The following is a 19,519-nucleotide window of genomic DNA, read 5'->3' as shown; positions in this document are numbered from 1 at the left end:
ATGTCAAAAGAACTAATAACTAGAGCTAAAAATGGTGACCGGAGAGCTTTAAACGAGCTTATAGATAACCATAAGGATTTTGCCTATACCATTGCACTGCAACATACAAAAAATGAAGATGATGCAAAGGACAGTGTACAAAACGCTTTTATTCAGGTTGTTAAGAACATAAAGGGGTTTCGAAAAGAAGCGCAATTTTCAACCTGGTTGTATAAAATTGTATACCGAGAAGCTTTGCGAATAGTTCAAAAAAGAAATACAGAATCTTATAGTTCAGAGCTCGTCATTGATACCTCTGAAACAATTGAAGAAGACGAATCCCAGTCTAAAGTAAAAGAACTGATGAGCACCTTAAATGAACAAGAATATCTGGTTACGTCGCTATTTTACTTAAAGGAAAAAAGTATTAAGGAGATTATACAAATAACCAATTTAAGCAAGTCTAATGTTAAAGTCATATTGCATCGTGCACGGATAAAACTAAAGCAGAAATACAATGAAACAAAAAATTAAAAATGACGTCTACAAAGCCTTATTACAGGAAGAAATCAAAGAACTTCCGGATGCTGCTGTAAGAGACATTATGAATAAAGTGAAACTTTCTGAGCGTCCTAAAAAAAGAGAAACAACTTCGATACAACTGCTGTACATTTTTTTGATTCTAAACTTAGGATTCATCATCAGTTGTATGGTGTTTAAAGTACCTCTTAATTCAAATACATCCGCAATAGCTATCGCAATTACCCTTACGCCATTGATGTTTCTGTTATTTAATAAAATAACATCAATTAAAACCTATAAACTATGAAAAGAATCATCTTCATTACCCTTATTATGCTATCGCAAAAAGCTTTAGCAGATCCATCAAGTTATCAATCTTACCAAGTAACGGTTAACGATATCACCTTTGTTATCGACCATAAGTTAGAGCTTTTTAATATAATTGCAATACAAGCTGGACACCCCAAAATGAGCTTAAGTAACATTCCTTATAAAGAAGAATGTATACGTTATTTTAAAGATGTCGAATCAAACAAAGCGCCTGAAATATTATTTGAAACCTTTCAGAAAGGTTGGGCTATAGATGACCCTATTTCTTTTTTACTATACCTTGATGATAAGTTTCAGCTTAAGGATGGACTTGATAAAGGCGTTATCGAACGTGGTGGCGGATTAAAACAATTGAACAAATTAGCTTCTGCGATGTCTACTTTCGCAAAAGCAAATGATTATAAGATATTTTTTAATGACATTAAGCGACCGTTTTACGAACAAATACTGCAGAATAGTGCCTACAATTTCAGAGATTTTACCATTATAGACAATATGGAAGCCTACTTTGGCCAGAAAAAGAATTCGTATAACATTTTATTGAACTTAACAGGAGGCTATGGAAACTTTGGAAAATCAATTACTAGGAATACTAAAACAGATTTATATGCAATCATTGAAACCAATACGCATTCTGGAAGTCTACCAACCTATAATCCGAGTATAGGACTAACTGAATTGATTATTCACGAATTCAATCACGGTTTCATCAACCCCATTTTTGACCAATACATTACTGAAGTACAAAAATCTGAACACCTTTATGAACCCATAAAGTCTTCGATGCAACAACAAGGTTATTGGGACTGGCGTGTAACGGTAAATGAGCATATTGTAAGAGCTGCTGTGGTAGAAATCACAAAGACCTATTACGACAATGAGCTATCGGAACATTTGTTCTATAAATTACTCAAAGTCCGGCGATTTATATATACAGACTTAATTTTAGGTGCATTAGATGACTATACTCAAAATCGTGAAAAGTACTTGAATTTTGACCAGTTTATGCCAACATTGTTAGAAGTTTTTAATAAAATTCCTGAAACTTATATTACAGAAAAACAAAATGAAGTTGAGGCAATACGGCACACTAACATTCCTGAAGTCCCCAAACCTTATGAATTTGCAAAAGATAGTACTACCTATTTTATAGTGAGTAGTAAAGAAGATGACGCTCTATTACAACAAAAAATGATAGACTGGGTAGATAGTTATCGCAAAATGTTTTCTGATAAAATTCAACTCATCACTGATAAAGAAGCATTAAAAAAAGATTTGAGTAATTCAGATATTGTACTTTTTGGTACACCATCTGGAAATTTAATGTTGCAAAAGCATCTATCAAATCTTCCAGTAGTAATAAAAGAAAACTTCATAATAACAAATCGTCAGATAAAGGCTAAGGATTTACAGTTAGTAACCTCTTGGGTAAACCCTTATAATCCTAAAAAAACGATGAGTATTTATACAGCGCAACAAGTAGAGCATATAGTAAACTTTAACTTTTCACCATCAAAGGATAACTTTCATTACTGGGTAGCTAAGAATCTAGTCTGCTTAGATAAGGGTAACTTTGAAAGCTATGGAAGATTATGGCGCCCTAACCTATATTAAATATGAAATATCAACTTACTATTATCTTCCCCTTATATTTTGGGTTTTTAAGATTTTCATAACCTAAGACACCTACAGACTTTAGGTTGGAGCATTTTTTGATTTTAGGTGTCTTTGGAATAAAATTCTAATAGGCAGCTAAAATCAAAAGATAATACAAGTCATAGATCAAAGAACTTAATTAAAAGTCCCTATCCTAAATCATAGATGATTGAAAATAATCATTCTTTCTCCCAAAAAAATCGTTAACAGAACGAACTTATCTTATTTTTACCAGTACTACACTATAAACGCTCCCACATTTTATCCGCATTTAATCTAAAGGTACCTAAGTGATCAAAACTACATTCGGATGGAGCTATAATAGACAAAAATGGTTCTTCTTTTCTATTTCTATAAAGATGATACACTTCCCCGACTATGGGTTCAAAAGTAAATTTAGCATTGTAAACTAAATTATTATACTCAAACTTCTCAATCAAAACATCATACTGTGCTCTTAACTCATCATACTTAGCTTTTACTTGTTTATTAACCTTATGGACATTTGTATTTTTCCAAGCTACGGTATCTGGAATGGTTATCACGGGAGCACCGACATCTGTTGCATAAGGTTTTAATGCTGCCTCATAACGATTTTCTTCTTCATTATAAACTACTTGATCTGGTTTTTTATCGCTCATCATTTATCTTTTTGAAATTTTATTATGTGTAATCTGTTTTTGTCGAGAACATTTAAATCTACCCTTTGGATATAAATAAAACTTGGATACACAATGAGTTGTACGATCCAGATCAGAATAAATAATCCAACATCGAAAAACAACTTAACTATAGTAAGATTCATTATATTTAGAAATCAGGTAATTCAGCTGCTCTGGCATAAGGGTACTCTGCAATCTTTTCCAAAGCATAATAGGTATTCAATCCTGAAATACCAACCGTATTAGTTATGCTTAAGTCCAAATCTAAATAATCTCCAATCATCTTTTCTGGAATTATTAAATGCTTTATTTCGCCTATCATTAAAATAGTACCGTTAAGACGAATATTTATAGCCTCTACGAATTGCAAACCTATCTTAAGTTGACTTTCTTTAACAAAAGGAGCATCAAATCCAGATATGTATTCTTCATTCAATCCACATTTTTCAAACTCGGAATCATTTCGATCTAACTTAGCAGAAGTATAATGGGCGTTTTTAACAAAAGATCTGTCCACATGGTTAATTGTATATTGGGCATTTTGCAAAATATTTTCATAAGTATGGCGAGGAACTTCTCCAACTGGTCTCATAATAAATCCCATAAGTGCAGGGTCACTTCCTAAGTGAATTACAGAACTAAATATTGCAACATTAGTTTTTCCATCATCAGCTATCGTTCCAATAAGGTTTGCAGGTTTAATACCTGATACAGCATTTATTATTTTAAGTCGCTGTACACGATCCATCGAAGTTATCTGTTCTTTTGTATAATGCATATTTAATAAGAGCTCTTTGTCTTAAATGAATAAATCAGTTATTTATGTAATTCTGCAGTTCTGCAATTTTATCTGCTGTATTGAAAACGCCTCCATAATACGAAGTTACTGTTGCAGAAGTATCATCCTTAATACCCCTAGAAGAAACACATAAATGTTTTGCATCTATAATAACAGCAATATCTTCAGTTTTTAAAATCTGCTTTAGCTCCATTGCTATTTGATTAGTCAATCTTTCTTGCACCTGAGGACGTTTAGCAAAATACTGCACAATACGATTAAGTTTTGACAATCCAATTACTTTGCCTGATGAAATATATGCAATGTGTGCTTTACCAATTATTGGCACAAAGTGATGCTCACAATTAGAATAAAATGTAATATTCTTTTCTACAAGCATCTGATTGTATTTGTACTTATTATCAAACAATGCTACCTTAGGTTTGTTCTTAGGATTTAATCCTGAAAAAATCTCCTCAATATACATTTTAGCTACACGATTAGGTGTTCCTTTTAGCGAATCATCTGTTAAATCTAATCCCATTACATCCATAATCTCTCCAAATAAGTTGGCTATACGCTCTTTTTTTTCTGCATCAGACATCTCAAAAGCATTCTTCTTCATTGGAGTTTCCATACCAGTACTGATATGATCGTCACCTATATCATCAATAGAAAAACCTTTTAAATTGTACCCATTAGATCTTAATAATGTTTCTGTCCCTATTTTCATTTGATTTTTATTGTATTTTGAAGATGTAGTTGATTTTTTTATTGAAATATCAGAAAGGAAATCATTAACATCATCAAAGTGATTAATAAACTTACAAAATCAAAGCTACGTAATTGTTTAACTTTTTACACTATTAGTTAAACAAAAATTAACATATTCTGTTTCTGAACGAAGTAATTTACACACTCTTCTGATGTTACAATCAATTTCCTCTACTAATATTTGTGCAATTAAGAGTTTGTTGTATTTTTGAGTTCTGTTATGATTTCAAAACTTATTTCTTTTAAACCATTTCAGGCCCCATTAACATTTAGAACTTTCCTAATTACGCTTCGGTTACTAATTATTTTTTAATTTTGCCGTTTACAAAAGCACGAATCTTTTAACCAAAACTACTATTAATGAAATCTTTTCGATTTTTTCTTTTTGTTTTATTTCTTTTTGTTTTTCAAGCTGGGTATACTCAGGTAAGAAATGAATACCAAATTTCTTTTAAAAATGCTGTACATCACGAAGCTCAAATTGAAGCAGTATTTACTAATTTGGAAAGTGGTACTATTTCTCTAAGAATGAGTAGAACTTCTCCTGGTAGATATGCACTACATGAATTTGCAAAAAATGTATATAATGTCAAAATCACAGACAGTAAAGGAAAGGATGTCACTGTAACAAGACCTAACCCTCATCAATGGGATGCATCTGGACATGATGGAACTCTTAATGTTTCTTATACATTGTTTGCAGATAGAGCTGATGGAACCTACTCACAGATAGACGAAACACACGCACACCTTAATATGCCAGCAACTTTTATGTTTGTTCCAACATTAAAAGATCGTCCGGTACAAGTTACATATCAAGTAAGAGAAGATCTTAATTGGAAAGTTGCAACACAACTGATTCCTTTAGGAGGTAACAAGTTTTTAGCTCCTGACCTACAGTACCTTATGGATAGTCCGGCTCAGATAAGTAATCACACCATTAAGGAATTTAAAGTAGCTTCTGGAGGAACTGAGTATACTATAAAACTCGCATTACTTCATCAAGGTACCGAAGAAGAAGCAGATCAATATTTCGAACAAATAAAAAAGATTGTTGAACAAGAAAAAGCGGTTTTCGGAGATTATCCAAATTTCGATTATGGAGAATATACATTCTTAGCTAGTTACATGCCTCAAGTTTCTGGTGACGGTATGGAACATCGAAATTCTACAGTCCTAACAAGCACAAGAAGTCTTGCAGATGGAGGAATGGAAAAAAATATTGGTACAGTCGCTCATGAATTTTTTCATGCCTGGAATGTAGAACGTATTCGTCCTAACTCATTAGAGCCTTTTGATTTTGAAGAAGCAAATATGTCTGGTGAATTATGGTTTGCAGAAGGCTTTACGAGCTATTATACAAATCTTATTCTCTGCAGAGCCGGTATTATGACACAGGATCAATATATAGAAAGTTTGAGCAAGACATATAATTATGTATGGAACTCTCCTGCCCTGCAATATTTCAATCCCATAGAAATGAGTTTTCAAGCTCCTTTTGTTGATGCAGCTACATCTGTGGATCCTACTAATAGAGACAATACATTTGTATCTTATTATTCATACGGAAGTATGTTAGGCCTTGCATTAGATTTATCCTTAAGAGACAAAGATGATTTAAACTTAGATGATTATCTAAAATTGGTCTGGACCAAATATGGAAAAACAGAAATACCATATACTATAGAGAATTTGTTTTTTACATTGAGAGAATATGCCGGAGAATCTTTTGCGGATGATTTCTTTGAGAAGTATATTTTTGATAGTCAAACTCCTGATTTTAAAAAACTATTAGGATCTGTAGCGATCTATCCAAAAACGAATAGTAAAGAGTCTTATTTAGGAGTAGAAATAGTATTTAATGAGGATGATAATGCAGTGATATCAAAATATGTAAAGAAAGGAACTCCTGCCTATGATATCGGTTTAGAAAAAGGAGATGTAATTGTAGCGATCGACAATCAATCTTTTTCTGATATCGATCAATTTAATGAGGTTTTAAAAAAATATAAACCCGGTAAAAAAGCAACTATTGTTTATAGAAGGTTAGATAAAGAGAAAAAAGCACTTGTTAAGTTCGGCGTTAATCCTCAAGTAGAAATTACTCAATTCTCTAAACCTAGTAAAAAAGCTTTACTAAAAAGAGAAAATTGGTTAAAGGCTAAATAATTCGCTATAATCTTACTAATAAAAAAGTGTATGAAAAAATCATACACTTTTTTATTTACCAGCTATTTATCATTTTAGCTATATACCAAAAATTCTATCATCTTCTAGATGCCCTGCATAAATCCAGATCAGTTTTAGCTTTTTCTAATTGATCCCTTGTTTCTCTCAATGCAGTCTTATATTCTTCTAGTTTTTTAACCTCTTCCTCCTGTTTTAACAACAAGGCTTTCATCTCTTTAATTTGCCTGTAAGAACTTACAATATTCACATACATTTTATATGCGTATGTAGTATCTTTCGGATCAATAGTTTCACTCAGATCCCCTATTTCAGACTCTAAAGACCTATTGATATAATATAAATCTTCTTTTTTATCAGGTCTACTCAAAGAATCTATCAATTTTTCTATTGTAAACATTCCTTTAGAAAAGTCTTTTTGAAACTTAACCCTTTTTTCTATGACAGCCTTACGCTCTCGTAGTACTTCATTTTCCTTAAAAGGAACTCTATCAAAATCAAAAAAGAATGCTGTAACAATTAATGCGACTGTAAATAAAAATAGTAAGGCAAATTTTAAAACGCTATTTCTTCTTTCTTTACTGTTTTTTGGTTTCATTTCTGTAAATTATAATTTAAATACACATTAATCTAATAAGAAGCTGCGTCTGTTTTTAACATCTGGTTTCGCAATAACTTCTTCCTTAACAAATATATTAGAATCTGATTTTTTCCCAATATAATCAAGCTCATTTAATTTTTTAAATAATGAGAGCATTAATTTTGTAAAACTCGATACATTATGTAGCGCCTTATTAATATCGGTATGTTGATATTCCAGATCCATCATTTCTACCAATACATTCTCAAACGCCCCTTGATTAAGGTCACACCAATCTGATAAATAATTTAACAACTCTTCTTTTCCTGTACCCACATAAACATCCATATGATTTTTGATTACCCTAGCAAGCGACATAAGCTTTGTAATCATAGTAACAGGTGGAAGATGTCTATCATACAACCTAAATTCTGGCAACATTCCTCCTAGATACTGCAAAGTACCCTGTGTTAGTGTTAACACCATAGTCGCAAGCTCATTAGACTGTTTTTTTTGATAGATCTTCTGAATAATATTCATAGAATATTTCTCTATAGCATTAAAAAATGTATGTATTTCTGTATAGATATATCTAAGATCTTGATGACTTTGGATAGAAACACAAGGCGGAATAAAATCTTCTGCCAGAGACGCTACTCCATCTTGAAATTCTATTTTACCAATTGTAATATGATGCTTTCCAAACTCTTCTTCATTTGCTTCTGCCATATTAATAACACTGAGGCTATATTCCGGTAACACATGCGGATGTCGTGGTGGCTCCTCTTCGGGATCTGCATCCCCAACGGGAATTCTACCATAAGGATCCACACTAAGCACTATATAACACTCTTCCTCGGTACGATTGATCTTATATTCTGTATTGATTATACTTCCTTTTTGTTCTAAAGAAGAAGATATTTCTGGTGTAATATTTATGATATAACCACCTTTAGTTATAGCCCTACATCTATTAAGCTGCACTTTTATGGTATCCTGACCGTCCATAGAAAACACCATATCCACTGCATCGTCGCCTGCTAAATCAGGTAATAATCCATAATTAATTCCATTAATATCTTTAGAACCTATTAGTTGCGAAAAATTGGTAAATGCATTATCCGCTTCAATAAAATGATTTTTATTGATCTTCATACCGTCAATCCAGTTGACACGATGATGATTTTTGTTCGTTAATTCCATCCTTTTAAAATATGCTTGTTTTAGAATATTTCAGTACAATATTCTTTATACAATTGTTATCCTCTCGGGTTAACTCTAATTCCTTTATTTTAATACCTTTTCCTTTGATTTTCTCACAAAACTCAATAAAAGTAGTTCGCTTTCTGTTCACTATTATTGGTAAGTCAAGATTTCTACATAGATACTCCTTAAAATCATTAACACTTGCTTTCTTTGCTGAAACAAGAATAAGTTTAGCTTTAAATGATTTTTCATTTATAAAAGGCGCTTTAAATTCATCTTTAGGATCTACATCAATAGAGCTATCCCCGATAGGATCCACCGGAATAGTAGATATTTCTCGGACTACTGTCTCGTCTCTTCGAACTCGATCTACTTTCTTAGGCAATACTTCTATAGTTTGCTTAGTAGCATATTTAAGCTCTCCATTCGGGATCAAAGTAATTGTCTTCTTACCCTCTGTACTATAAACATACTCAGGATTCTGCTCTTTAGAATTACCACCTACAGCATCTTCAAAATTCCATTCCCAAGATGTTGCATCTAAGGTATTATCCTGTACTTTTAGTTTTTCTCCAACTCTTATTTTTGGTGTAAGAATTTTAAACTTAGCTTTCTTTAAAGGATCTAAAACCTCTTCTTTCTCTAAAATAGTAATAGTCTGAATTTTAGGACATTTACCATTAACGATCAATGAAATCGTATATTCTCCAGGCTTCTTATAGGTATGAAAAAGTTTTCTTCTTGTATCCGTTGCTGTACTATCTCCAAAATCCCATTTCCACTCAAGTGCTCCTATTGTTTTATCTTCAAACTCAATAGACTCATCTACTCTAGCTTCAGTTTTACTGTAAGAAAATTCTATAATTTCGCAAGGAGTGTAATTAACGTATTTAAAGGCAAATACCGTTGCCGTTACCAGTATTGTTATGATAAAAAACAACACTACACTTTTATCCATATGATAATTCGTTGTATTACTTGATGTTTTCATTACTTATTGTTTTCAAAATATTATTAATCTACTATTGTAATCTTATATGGAAAAACATTCAGGGATTGCTGTTCTAAAATAGACAAAATATTACTTTTTAAAGAATCCCACTCTTCAGATGAAGTCTTTTCTTGTTGGTTTACCAAAAGCGTAACTTCTATACAAGGAATAAGACCTTTAGAAATATGAATATCGGTTTTAAAACCTTTAGATACTTTTACTTCATGTACTTTATTACTACATAATTCATAACAAAGTGCTTTGACATCTTCTCTAGTAACAATTCGGTTTCTAGATAACAAAGCTCTTCGATATGCATTAAGCCTTTCTTCCATTCCCAGGTTATTCTTTCCCTGAAATGTAGAAGTTAGGAACATACTTCCCTTTTGCTTAAGATCAGTTCCCTGATAAATATTTAGTGAATTACCTGATTTAATTTGATTTGCATCTTCACCATTAGTCACCCAATATTCTACCAAAAGTGTATCTTTCTTCTTGTACGGTTTTACCGAAATATAATTTGTCTCTTCTGATGATTTTTTCATATCAGATACTTTCTTTTCTAATAAAGAAATATTCTGATTTAGTTCGTTTATATTAGATTGCAAAAAATCATTTCCAAAAAAAGAAAAAGAAGCACTTTCATCTTTTAATAATTCAATCAAATGTATCAAGTACTCTCGTGCTTTTCTATAATCTAATTTACTTACATTATCCCTTCTAATAACATAAGTACCTTTATCATCTGTTGAGGAATCATTTTCCCTTAACCTATACTCCTTTCCCGAAGTATTAGAAATCGATTTTATATCAAGGAACAATTCCTGCGTACTTATTGGAACAATATCTATATAATCCTTTAATTGATATGAAATACTTTCCCACTTTCTATTAAGCGCAGGAAAAGCATTAAAAGTACAATAGACACTTTCTAAAACTGAATCACTAATAATCCTTGGAAACTCAATCTTAATCCAACTAAAATCTCCTAAATCATCATGATCTTTTAGATTTATAAAGTTAGAAAATTCTTCTGGTATTTTAGCCTTGGAGCTTAATGAAATATTTGATTTTATAGAAATAAAGTGTTTTTTATACAGCTTCTTTATCTGCTGTTCTATATTTCTTGTCTTATTTGGCTTATAATCAAATATGGATTCTAAATTTATACGTCTTGAAACATTACTATTATAATATCCCGGAAAAACCTCTACTGACTTACCATCTATATAGAAACTTGCATTTTTGAGATGATGATAAAAAAGTTCGTTCTCTTGTACATCTAACAACTCAAAGTAAAAGGACACATCCTTTAACGCAATTTTTTCATGCTCTGATGCAACACCTAAATATAAAGTAGAACTCGGTAAAGAACTTCCTCTATTTAAAGACAAAGAGCTTGTCGTCTTCCTCTTACCTTCTAATTCGAAAATCTTATCCCCACATATCATCCGACTAATAGTAGCATCAATTAATTCGTTTTTCTGAATTGGAGAAAAATATATATTTTTTAGTTCAGTACTCGCATTTTTTGTCTTTACTTTTTTCTTATAATACAATAAATGTTCTGGCGTGATTGTCGATTTCTTCTCTATTGGTTCAGAATACACTATACCATGTGCGGGTCTCGATCCATATAAAGTCTCCGGAGTCATTAATTGAATCAATCGCTCCGTTATTCTAGTCTGAGAATTATCAATTTCACCAGAAATTTTTTCTATTTCCGATGCACAAGCGCCAATAAGAAGAGATACAACAGGATCAAAAGAACTTTCTATTTCATTAGGAGAAACTCCCCAAAGAGAAGCAGCCTTTTTAATCATTCTGTTTTTAATCTGAACTTTATTTTCTATACTCATAAACCCTTTTAAAATGAAAGTGGAGCTATATAAAACCTTTCTAGGCAAGAGAATTGCTCATTAGTTCTACTAACAATGCCATTCACCTTTATTTCTACACGTTTCTTAATTCTATTTAAACTTCCTCTGTTTTTAAATTCTTCTTGTTTTATAACCACGTCTACAGTTACTTTTTTGAGTCTTCTTTCTTGAGAAACAATACTTTCTACTAAAGACTCAGAAATTGTATTTCGTAACTTATTTGTACTGGTAAGATTATCAAAATCCACATTCCAAATAGAACACCCAAATGATTCATCAAAAGTACATTCTCCAAAATATGAAGTCGTAATCAAATGAATATAACCAACAATAGATTGTGTAAGATCACAATTATCAATTTCTTTATTCTTAATAATTTTAAACGTGTCTAAAGGCAACTTATAATAAGAAGTAATCATAAATAATAATTTGTGTGCTTTAATAAACTTCGTTAGCAAATGCAATTTAGTAAACATTTTATTTATCAGCACTTCATAATTCAATAAACTAACTAAAAAAATAACATTCTTATATTTTCTCATTTTATTTTAGCGTTATCAATACATGAAGGGTAGAAAATAAACATAAGTTTTTTATATTTGTGTAAATTTTATTTTTCAAATGAACACACTTTACAAAACTTTCTTTTTATTTATTATCATTGTTGGGGCAATGAGTTGTGGGGGTTCTAAAAAAGCAGAACAAGAAGCATTAGCTCAGGCTAGAAGAGATTCTATTGCCTTAGCAAAACAAAATGCCGTCCTACCTATTCAAAAAAAATACGGAGCTATTCTGGGAATTCCTCCTAAAAAAATAAACAACGTTCCCTTATTTGAGTTTATTGACGATTGGATGAATGCTCCATATAAACTTGGTGGAAATACTAAACAGGGCATTGATTGTTCTTATTTTACTCAATATATTTTTCATGATATATATGGTAATTTAATCGAAAGAACCGCACAAAAACAGTTCGATGCACCAGACACTAACAAGTTTAAAGGACTGCATAATCTAAAACAAGGTGATCTTATATTTTTTAATAATAAAGGATCAGAACGTAATGAAATTACACATGTAGGATTTTATCTTGGTAATAATCGATTCGTACACTCTACCTCTAGAAGGGGAAATTCTGGTGGTAATGGCGTACAAATTAGCGACCTAACAAAACAACCTTGGAAAAGAATGTTTGTCGCAGGAGGAAAAAAACCTAAATTCAACAACAATACTACCGAAAACTAAACAAAAGAACATTCTTTACACCAACTAAACGAATGAGTGACAAACAGGTACAAGATGTATATCAAGAGCTAATAAGTACATATCAAAATCTAAAAGCGGAAATTTTCGTGACTGAGATTTTAGAAAATTCTGATTTAGAACTAACGGATATTGACATTTTTAATAAAAGTACTTTTTCTAGATCTTACAGACGGGATGTGATTGATTTCAAAGTGGATTCATATTCTGGAAATACAGATAAGCTACAATTTAACTTGGCCAGAAACAGTCTTTATGACACACTGCCGGAAGGATTATTCCATGAACCTGTTAAAGCTAAAAGCAACATTTCGTTTACCGAATTACATCAAAAACAAAAAAAACAAGAAAAAGACGCTCGATCCTTTTTCTCTCCCTTGGAGAATGAATTTTTTAACCAAAAAGTCAATATAGAAAAAAGCGAACGAAAATTAATTAATGAATTCGCCAATTTAAAGACAGATTTTCTTTTGAAATTTTGGAACTTAGATCCGGACATTCCTACAGACTATAGTATTAAATTATTGCAATTACTGCCATACGTTCACAAAATATCTGGTGAAATTGAACTAACTGCTTTAAGTTTGGAAAAAATTATTGGTGAGAAAGTTACCATTGAAAAGAAGTACAAAACGGTAGATAAAAACATACACGAAGTATCAGATGAACATCAACTTGGTGTGGATCTTGTTTTAGAACTAAAAGAAACAATTATCGCCTATCCTTGTTGGGAAATCACTATAGGCCCTGTAAACGAAAAAAATATTGATAAATATATCGTGAGTGGCGCTACTAAAAAATTTATTACTATCTTTTGTGACTATTTTATCCCTATGGAAATAGACACAAAAATTAATGTAACATACTCGAGCAAAGAAGAAACATTTGTATTACATGAGACTAACAGTCCCAGGATGGGTCTAACAACTATGATATGAATTTGATATTACAATCTGCAGCATTAAATGCTGATTTTTTTAAGGTGGGAATAATACTATTAGCCGTTAGCGTTATACTAATGGGTGTTGTTGCCGGGTTAAAGAAACTTTTTGTCAAAAACAAAAAGAAATTCCTGCTATATATGCTGGTAGTTCTTTTATTGTTTGCCGCAACAGCTTTATTAAGTAACGAAAAAGTACTAAATGATATCCCTTTAAATAGTTTTATTGGATTTCAGGTTATCTTTTTATGCTTAGGTTCATTACACGTATTAGCTATGCGTAAATTTTTTCCAAATCTATTAGACGACAATCCTACTAAATTTTGGCCAGAGTTCCTATATACTGTAGTAACCATATTTGTAGGTTTAATAACATTTCTTTTTGTAGTTGGTATTTACAAACCAGAATACAAATATATATTCGCTGCATCCGCTATTTGTTTTCTTGTTCCAATAATGATTGTAAAACTTTATGAATTTGCAGTGTCAGTTCCGGTACCTATATATAAGAAATGGTTCTACCCTATTGATAAGAAAATGAAAGACCCAAAAGATGACGAGCTTATAAATCCACTTGTTATTTCGTTTGAATTTAACAAAGGAGAAAATATCCAAGAATTGAGCAACTTTAGATTAAAAGCTCCTGAAAAGATGGAATTCGGCAAGCTTTTCTACTTCTTTATTAATGATTATAACGATAGACACCCTGAGGGAGAAATAGAATTCCTGGATGATAAAAACAATCCTTATGGATGGATTTTCTACACCAAACCAAACTGGATGGGCATGCAAACTCATGTAGACTTCACCAGAACTATAGAAGGAAACAACATCAAAGAAAATGATGTGATTATATGCAAGAGAGCATAAAAACAATATGTTAAAATCTTGTTAAAAAAAGATCTCAAAATCAATCGTTGAGATCTTTTTTTATTTAGATAAACTTCACGACAAAGTGCAAATTCCCTGAAAACAGTGTAGTCCTTTTCCTTCTTAATTAGCTGTCATTATACTACTTAACAATATAACAATAAAGACCTTAAATATATTTTATTATCTTTACCCTGTACAAGTTACATTTATTATATTATTAATTATTAATTTAAAAATTATTTATTATGTCTTTTAAAGCAAAATTAAAAGTTGGTGGCAAAGAGTACAATGTATTAACCACAAGTTACGGCCTTAATCAAGAAACTGATGCAACGGGTCGTCCTTCTTCTGTAACAAGAGGTGGTAAGATTTTTATCGCTGTAGAGTCAACTTCGGATACAGGTTTATCTGATTGGATGTTTAACAATTTCGAAATGAGAAGTGGATCAATCGTATTCTTAAAAAGAGATACGGAAGCTACATCAAAAGAGCTTGTTTTTACAGATGCTTACGCAGTTAAATATACAGAAGAATTTGATTCTACTGGAAAAACTCCAATGATTGAAAAGATAGTTGTTTCCGCTAGAGAAATTAAGCTTGGGAACGGTGAGCATATAAATGAGTGGGTATAATTCATATCGGTTTATATAAGATTTATGTTAAGGGAGTGGTTTTTTCACTCCCTTTCTTATCTTAAGTCATCATTTCCTCTTTTTACATTCTTGTAAACAATAATGGAACTGATAAAGTAGTTATTAATATTAAAATTATTACTTATGTCATTTTTAGCAAAATTAGATCTTGATGGGGAAGAGATAAACATTTTGGATTGCTCTTTTACCTTCAGACAAGACACAGATTACACGGGGAGACCTTGTGCAAAGCCACAGGGAGGACAAGTTAGTTTACTTATAGAATCCACAGCAAGTACGGATTATCTTGATTGGTGTATATCACCATCAATTACCAAAAATTGTAAAATGACCTTTTTTAGAAGAGATAATATGTCTAGCCTTAAAAATGTCGAGATTAAAGATGCCTATTGCATTGAGTACACTGAGCATTTTAATGCAGAAAGTGCAAAACCTTTGCAAATACATCTAGTACTCTCTGCAAAAGAAATCTCTATTAAAGGAACTACGTTTACCAATAATTGGCCCTCTAAAGCCTGATGTTATAGGCACTGTGGAGAAAAGCCTTAAAAAAAGTTGCGGAGATAACTAAGGAATTCAGCTAAAACATAACACTCTTTTTGGTTTATGAATGGTTGGATATCGAAAATATTTAAGTTAATCTCTAAAGATCAATTTAATGAGAAAACACCTATATAAGTAAAGGTGTTTTCTCATTAAATTATGACAACACTTATATGGAGGTTAATTATATTAAACATCTTCAACGCGAACTTTTATCTAAACTTTTTTCTTTTCCAGAGAACAAATGAAAAAAAAGGATCCTATTTTTAACGAAAAAACAAGAGGTTACTAAGCTCTAATTTAAAAACAGTAACTTTATAAAAACTGAGTAACACGGTATTATCAACTTTATAAAAGCTGATGAATTACTAAAAAAATAAAAACGTATGGCATTACAATCTACTACACAAATATTTATTGGCGGGTCACCTATAAATGCTTACAAACGATTAATGCTACATCAGGAAATTGATGCGCACCATGTATTAGAGTTAGTTTGCAGAATGGATGTACTGGAAAACATTACTGGAGACATTGCATCCCAAACCAAAAATTATCTTGGACAGATTATTACAGTTCAAATATCATCAATAGGTACGCTTTCTGGCTATCGAGAATTCGAATTTAAAGGCGTGGTTACTGCAGTAAACAGCACGATGGGATTCCATCAGCAAAATGGTGATTTGGTAACCATAAAAGCACATAGCTGTAGTATTATTGCTGATGATGGACCTCATTACAATTCATTTAATGATGTAGATTTGGCAACGGTTTTAGATGAAACCTTTAAAGGATATGATCAATCCAAATTGGAAACTATTTTTAACCCTTCTGGTTCTGACAATATTCATTACAGTGTTCAGAACAAAGAAAGCGGTTTTGAATATGCTAGTAGACTGGCGGCTCAGTATAGTGAATGGTTTTACTATGACGGAAGTGCTTTAGTATTTGGTAGACCCGAAGATCAGGAAGAAGTTACACTGACGTATGGTCATGATTTACAAGAATTTTCATTAGACCTAAAACCGTCCTCAAATAGTTATAAATACTTCACCAATGATTATCTGACAGATGGACAACATGAAAAAGCTACTAGTGCTATAAGTTCTGGAGTAAATGGATATAATGGTTTTACTAGTAATAAAGGAGATGAAATCTTCCCAAATGAAACGAATGTATACCTAAACTCATACAATGACCCTTCTCTAAAACAAAGATTAGACACCCATGTGGAGCAGCAGAAAAAAGCTGAAGAGATAAAGCAAGTGGTATTTAAAGGATCAAGTGATAACCCAGGTGTGAAAATTGGACAAGTCGTAACCATTCAGGGAGATGGAGCAAGTTACGGAAGCTTTAGAATTACCAGTGTTACACACACTAATACAGAGAATGGACGCTATCAAAATAGATTCGAAGGAGTAACCGCTGATTTGGATGTATATCCAAACACCAACCTAATGGCGTTTCCAAAAAGTGAAACGCAGGTCGCAATTGTAAAGGAAAATAGCGATCCAGAAGGAATAGGAAGAATTCGTGTACAGTTTCCTTGGCAAAAACAAAATGGTGAATTAACACCTTGGTTAAGAATCGTCACACCTCACGCAGGTGGAGAAAAAGGGTTTCATTTCATTCCGGAGATTGATGAAGAAGTGTTAATTGGATTTGAAGGAGGGAATGCAGAAAGACCATATGTATTAGGTACGTTGTATACTGGAGGAGCTAATCCTGCTAGTTGGAATACACAAAACAATGATATTAAAGCGATTAAAACAAGGTCTGGCCACTTAATAAAACTAGTAGACACTAATGGAAGTGAAAGAATTTTAATTAGTGATAAAAACAGTAACTTAATAAGTATTGATACTGCTAATAACAATATTGAGATTTCTGCCTTGGAAAATATGACTTTGAACGCTAAAAATATTGAGATCAACGCCCAGGAAGAAATTAAAATGAATGCTGGTACTAATATGATTGCTAGAGTTACGGAAGATCTTTCTATCAACGCTAAAAATGGTACAGAAATGATAGAAAAAAATAAAACTTTAGTAGCTAAGGAAATTTTAGAAAATGCTGATAAAGTTCGTATCGAGAGTGCTAAGGAAAATATGGAGCTGGTTAGTTCTAAGCAAGTAGATGTTCAAGCAAAAGATAAAATCAAACTATTTTAGTAGTAATCATAGGTAATGGCTCGACTGGATATTGGAACTAGTATTATAGAAGAAACAGAGAATGATAAGCTTGATCACTTTTCTTATAATCCCTTAGGAGTAGCGAATACCTATGGTGTTGTATTAATTTCGGAAGATGAGAAACAGCAAAGACTTCAGATTCACTACGAAATTGACGTAATATGTTTAGATGAAACAGAAGACAATCATTTCGAGTTTGAAGTTTTTAAACATCAGGTATATATAAATGAAAAAACTCCCGATATTCTCATAGACGAGTTATCAGAACGATGTGGTAAAGTAATGTATCCATTATTACTTAAGGTAAATAGACAAGGGCTAGCTGTTGGTATACTGAATCAAGAAGATATTATAAAAAGATGGGAAACAGAGAAAGATAGTATCAACCAATCCTATAAGGGAAAAGAAACTGATCTGTTATTAAAAAATATGGATATTGTGGTTAATAATACAAATCAATTAACTGATCTCGTACTGCAACGAGATTGGTTTATAAAACTGTTTTTTTCTCCTTTATACAATATCAATTTAACTGATAAAAAAAAGAATAAGATATCATTTCCGTTTATCCCCTACGCTCCTGGAGTAATCTTTGAAACAAAAAACAAAATGAGTACGCATTCTAATAAAAAAAATGATATCGTCATTAAACAAAAAGGGAAGTGTATTGATCCAAGAAGTGAAAGAGATATATTAAGAGGAAATCTGATTTCCATTGATAAAATTAAAAAACCGGTTAAAGGTAAATTGGATCTAAAATATCAAATTTATAAAGATTCATCAATAGCTGATGCCATTACAGGAGTTTGTAATTTAGATTTCCCTTCAGGTAAAATCAAAAACATGACAGTGGAGATGTACAATTTAAAAAACAAAACTCCCCTATCATCCGCTAAGAGAGCTGCGCTTTTTGAAATAACTGAAGAAGAAGAAAAAAACGTACCTAAGAAGAAGAAAAAACGTTTCTTTTTCTTTGGAAAATAAAACAACAATAGCACTAATATAGACTAAGAAATATGAGTACAGGACATGTAGTAGTAGATGGAGCATTATGTAAGTGTCAATTTGGTACGACGCCTGATACGTTGGTTGTACAAACACAAACTAAAGCATACATTAATGATGGACAAGCAAGTAAGAAACTAGTTGCAAACACTAGGGACATCGGTATACCATTACAAGCCAAAACTTTTGGTCAATGTAAATTACAACCTAGTTCTAGTGGATATCTACCTTGCGTTCCTGCAATTACCCAATGGCAAGATTTTTACGACAAAGTAATTTTGTCTAATCAAGGACAAATACTTACTGAAAAGAGCAAAGCTATGTGTGCAATCTCTGGATCACCTAGTGTAGAATTCACTTGGCATGGTCAAACAGCTGCACCTGGTAGTAGTTCTGTCGAGGAAGCAGATGAGGAAGTCCAGAGTCATCTGAACCCTTTGGTAAACATGAAAAAAATGAAAAGAGTATCTTATCTAAGACTTGAAAACGAATCTTAACCAAACGT

The 19,519-nt window shown here is 31.9% G+C and carries 20 protein-coding genes; 12 read left to right on the top strand and 8 right to left on the bottom strand.

The window, feature by feature from the left end; genetic code table 11:
- Genes Q0829_RS00420 through Q0829_RS00410 form a run of 3 tightly spaced genes read left to right on the top strand, consistent with a single transcriptional unit; the run spans position 1 to position 2,445 of the window.
- On the top strand, positions 1-513 hold the full coding sequence (locus Q0829_RS00420; protein WP_298538672.1) for a sigma-70 family RNA polymerase sigma factor: 513 nt from the start codon (positions 1-3) through the stop codon (positions 511-513).
- On the top strand, positions 497-808 hold the full coding sequence (locus Q0829_RS00415) for a hypothetical protein (protein WP_298538670.1): 312 nt from the start codon (positions 497-499) through the stop codon (positions 806-808). The genes Q0829_RS00420 and Q0829_RS00415 overlap by 17 nt, the downstream gene beginning before the upstream one ends.
- Positions 805-2,445, top strand: a complete 1,641-nt coding sequence (locus tag Q0829_RS00410; RefSeq protein ID WP_298538667.1) for a DUF4932 domain-containing protein — start codon at positions 805-807, stop codon at positions 2,443-2,445. The genes Q0829_RS00415 and Q0829_RS00410 overlap by 4 nt, the downstream gene beginning before the upstream one ends.
- 284 nt (positions 2,446-2,729) lie before the next feature.
- Here the strand turns inward: Q0829_RS00410 and Q0829_RS00405 are convergent, their stop codons facing one another.
- The 3 genes from Q0829_RS00405 to folE form a co-directional block, all read right to left on the bottom strand.
- Positions 2,730-3,131, bottom strand: a complete 402-nt coding sequence (locus tag Q0829_RS00405; protein ID WP_298538666.1) for a DUF2452 domain-containing protein — start codon at positions 3,129-3,131, stop codon at positions 2,730-2,732.
- Between the two features lie 166 nt (positions 3,132-3,297).
- Entirely contained in the window at positions 3,298-3,927 is a 630-nt protein-coding gene (locus tag Q0829_RS00400; protein ID WP_298538664.1) for a flavin reductase, read from the bottom strand.
- A 34-nt stretch (positions 3,928-3,961) separates the two neighbouring features.
- A complete protein-coding gene (folE, locus tag Q0829_RS00395) occupies positions 3,962-4,660 on the bottom strand; it encodes a GTP cyclohydrolase I FolE (RefSeq protein WP_298538662.1) in 699 nt (232 codons plus the stop codon).
- A gap of 401 nt (positions 4,661-5,061) precedes the next feature.
- On the opposite strand from folE, the gene Q0829_RS00390 reads away from it, so the two are divergent.
- Positions 5,062-6,870, top strand: a complete 1,809-nt coding sequence (locus tag Q0829_RS00390) for a PDZ domain-containing protein (protein WP_298538660.1) — start codon at positions 5,062-5,064, stop codon at positions 6,868-6,870.
- Positions 6,871-6,967: 97 nt separating this feature from the next.
- Here Q0829_RS00390 and tssO read toward each other — a convergent pair whose 3' ends face one another.
- The 5 genes from tssO to Q0829_RS00365 are packed head-to-tail and all read right to left on the bottom strand — an operon-like array spanning position 6,968 to position 11,964.
- The gene (gene tssO, locus Q0829_RS00385; protein WP_298538658.1) at positions 6,968-7,486 is read right to left on the bottom strand and encodes a type VI secretion system TssO; all 519 of its coding nucleotides are present in this window, start codon (positions 7,484-7,486) and stop codon (positions 6,968-6,970) included.
- A gap of 27 nt (positions 7,487-7,513) precedes the next feature.
- Positions 7,514-8,671, bottom strand: coding sequence for a hypothetical protein (locus Q0829_RS00380; protein WP_298538657.1), 1,158 nt, complete (start codon positions 8,669-8,671; stop codon positions 7,514-7,516).
- Between the two features lie 4 nt (positions 8,672-8,675).
- Entirely contained in the window at positions 8,676-9,665 is a 990-nt protein-coding gene (locus tag Q0829_RS00375) for a PKD domain-containing protein (protein WP_298538655.1), read from the bottom strand.
- 23 nt (positions 9,666-9,688) lie between these two features.
- A complete protein-coding gene (locus tag Q0829_RS00370; protein ID WP_298538653.1) occupies positions 9,689-11,524 on the bottom strand; it encodes a type VI secretion system baseplate subunit TssF in 1,836 nt (611 codons plus the stop codon).
- A gap of 8 nt (positions 11,525-11,532) precedes the next feature.
- Positions 11,533-11,964 (bottom strand): GPW/gp25 family protein, encoded by a 432-nt coding sequence (locus tag Q0829_RS00365; RefSeq protein ID WP_298538651.1) that lies wholly within the window; start codon positions 11,962-11,964, stop codon positions 11,533-11,535.
- 202 nt (positions 11,965-12,166) lie between these two features.
- Between Q0829_RS00365 and Q0829_RS00360 the strand changes: the two genes are divergently transcribed.
- The 8 genes from Q0829_RS00360 to Q0829_RS00325 all read left to right on the top strand — a co-directional run bounded on the left by Q0829_RS00360 (position 12,167) and on the right by Q0829_RS00325 (position 19,511).
- Entirely contained in the window at positions 12,167-12,790 is a 624-nt protein-coding gene (locus Q0829_RS00360) for a C40 family peptidase (protein WP_298538649.1), read from the top strand.
- 32 nt (positions 12,791-12,822) lie between these two features.
- Entirely contained in the window at positions 12,823-13,746 is a 924-nt protein-coding gene (locus Q0829_RS00355; protein ID WP_298538646.1) for a hypothetical protein, read from the top strand.
- Positions 13,743-14,618, top strand: a complete 876-nt coding sequence (locus Q0829_RS00350; RefSeq protein WP_298538644.1) for a TssN family type VI secretion system protein — start codon at positions 13,743-13,745, stop codon at positions 14,616-14,618. Before Q0829_RS00355 ends, Q0829_RS00350 begins: the two co-directional genes overlap by 4 nt.
- Positions 14,619-14,866: 248 nt before the next feature.
- A complete protein-coding gene (gene tssD, locus Q0829_RS00345; protein ID WP_298538641.1) occupies positions 14,867-15,253 on the top strand; it encodes a type VI secretion system tube protein TssD in 387 nt (128 codons plus the stop codon).
- Positions 15,254-15,397: 144 nt separating this feature from the next.
- Positions 15,398-15,793 (top strand): type VI secretion system tube protein TssD, encoded by a 396-nt coding sequence (tssD, locus tag Q0829_RS00340; RefSeq protein WP_298538639.1) that lies wholly within the window; start codon positions 15,398-15,400, stop codon positions 15,791-15,793.
- A gap of 410 nt (positions 15,794-16,203) precedes the next feature.
- The gene (locus Q0829_RS00335) at positions 16,204-17,988 is read left to right on the top strand and encodes a phage baseplate assembly protein V (RefSeq protein ID WP_298538637.1); all 1,785 of its coding nucleotides are present in this window, start codon (positions 16,204-16,206) and stop codon (positions 17,986-17,988) included.
- Positions 17,989-18,003: 15 nt separating this feature from the next.
- Positions 18,004-18,993: a hypothetical protein gene (locus Q0829_RS00330; RefSeq protein ID WP_298538635.1), complete on the top strand. Its 990-nt coding sequence runs from the start codon at positions 18,004-18,006 to the stop codon at positions 18,991-18,993.
- A gap of 32 nt (positions 18,994-19,025) precedes the next feature.
- Positions 19,026-19,511, top strand: a complete 486-nt coding sequence (locus Q0829_RS00325; protein ID WP_298538633.1) for a DUF4280 domain-containing protein — start codon at positions 19,026-19,028, stop codon at positions 19,509-19,511.
- The last annotated feature ends 8 nt before the right edge of the window (positions 19,512-19,519 follow it).

It is taken from the genome of uncultured Aquimarina sp., from assembly GCF_947492405.1.
Lineage (GTDB): Bacteria > Bacteroidota > Bacteroidia > Flavobacteriales > Flavobacteriaceae > Aquimarina.
The sequence above is the reverse complement of the archived record's forward strand: the minus strand, read 5'-3'. Positions and strand labels throughout refer to the sequence as shown.

Excerpts from the sequence above, each read along its gene's own strand:
- Q0829_RS00420 (WP_298538672.1), top strand. The coding sequence starts at position 1 with ATGTCAAAAGAACTAATAACTAGAGCTAAAAATGGTGACCGGAGAGCT.
- Q0829_RS00415 (WP_298538670.1), top strand. The coding sequence starts at position 497 with ATGAAACAAAAAATTAAAAATGACGTCTACAAAGCCTTATTACAGGAA.
- Q0829_RS00410 (WP_298538667.1), top strand. The coding sequence starts at position 805 with ATGAAAAGAATCATCTTCATTACCCTTATTATGCTATCGCAAAAAGCT.
- Q0829_RS00405 (WP_298538666.1), bottom strand. The coding sequence starts at position 3,131 with ATGATGAGCGATAAAAAACCAGATCAAGTAGTTTATAATGAAGAAGAA.
- Q0829_RS00400 (WP_298538664.1), bottom strand. The coding sequence starts at position 3,927 with ATGCATTATACAAAAGAACAGATAACTTCGATGGATCGTGTACAGCGA.
- folE (WP_298538662.1), bottom strand. The coding sequence starts at position 4,660 with ATGAAAATAGGGACAGAAACATTATTAAGATCTAATGGGTACAATTTA.
- Q0829_RS00390 (WP_298538660.1), top strand. The coding sequence starts at position 5,062 with ATGAAATCTTTTCGATTTTTTCTTTTTGTTTTATTTCTTTTTGTTTTT.
- tssO (WP_298538658.1), bottom strand. The coding sequence starts at position 7,486 with ATGAAACCAAAAAACAGTAAAGAAAGAAGAAATAGCGTTTTAAAATTT.
- Q0829_RS00380 (WP_298538657.1), bottom strand. The coding sequence starts at position 8,671 with ATGGAATTAACGAACAAAAATCATCATCGTGTCAACTGGATTGACGGT.
- Q0829_RS00375 (WP_298538655.1), bottom strand. The coding sequence starts at position 9,665 with ATGAAAACATCAAGTAATACAACGAATTATCATATGGATAAAAGTGTA.
- Q0829_RS00370 (WP_298538653.1), bottom strand. The coding sequence starts at position 11,524 with ATGAGTATAGAAAATAAAGTTCAGATTAAAAACAGAATGATTAAAAAG.
- Q0829_RS00365 (WP_298538651.1), bottom strand. The coding sequence starts at position 11,964 with ATGATTACTTCTTATTATAAGTTGCCTTTAGACACGTTTAAAATTATT.
- Q0829_RS00360 (WP_298538649.1), top strand. The coding sequence starts at position 12,167 with ATGAACACACTTTACAAAACTTTCTTTTTATTTATTATCATTGTTGGG.
- Q0829_RS00355 (WP_298538646.1), top strand. The coding sequence starts at position 12,823 with ATGAGTGACAAACAGGTACAAGATGTATATCAAGAGCTAATAAGTACA.
- Q0829_RS00350 (WP_298538644.1), top strand. The coding sequence starts at position 13,743 with ATGAATTTGATATTACAATCTGCAGCATTAAATGCTGATTTTTTTAAG.
- tssD (WP_298538641.1), top strand. The coding sequence starts at position 14,867 with ATGTCTTTTAAAGCAAAATTAAAAGTTGGTGGCAAAGAGTACAATGTA.
- tssD (WP_298538639.1), top strand. The coding sequence starts at position 15,398 with ATGTCATTTTTAGCAAAATTAGATCTTGATGGGGAAGAGATAAACATT.
- Q0829_RS00335 (WP_298538637.1), top strand. The coding sequence starts at position 16,204 with ATGGCATTACAATCTACTACACAAATATTTATTGGCGGGTCACCTATA.
- Q0829_RS00330 (WP_298538635.1), top strand. The coding sequence starts at position 18,004 with ATGGCTCGACTGGATATTGGAACTAGTATTATAGAAGAAACAGAGAAT.
- Q0829_RS00325 (WP_298538633.1), top strand. The coding sequence starts at position 19,026 with ATGAGTACAGGACATGTAGTAGTAGATGGAGCATTATGTAAGTGTCAA.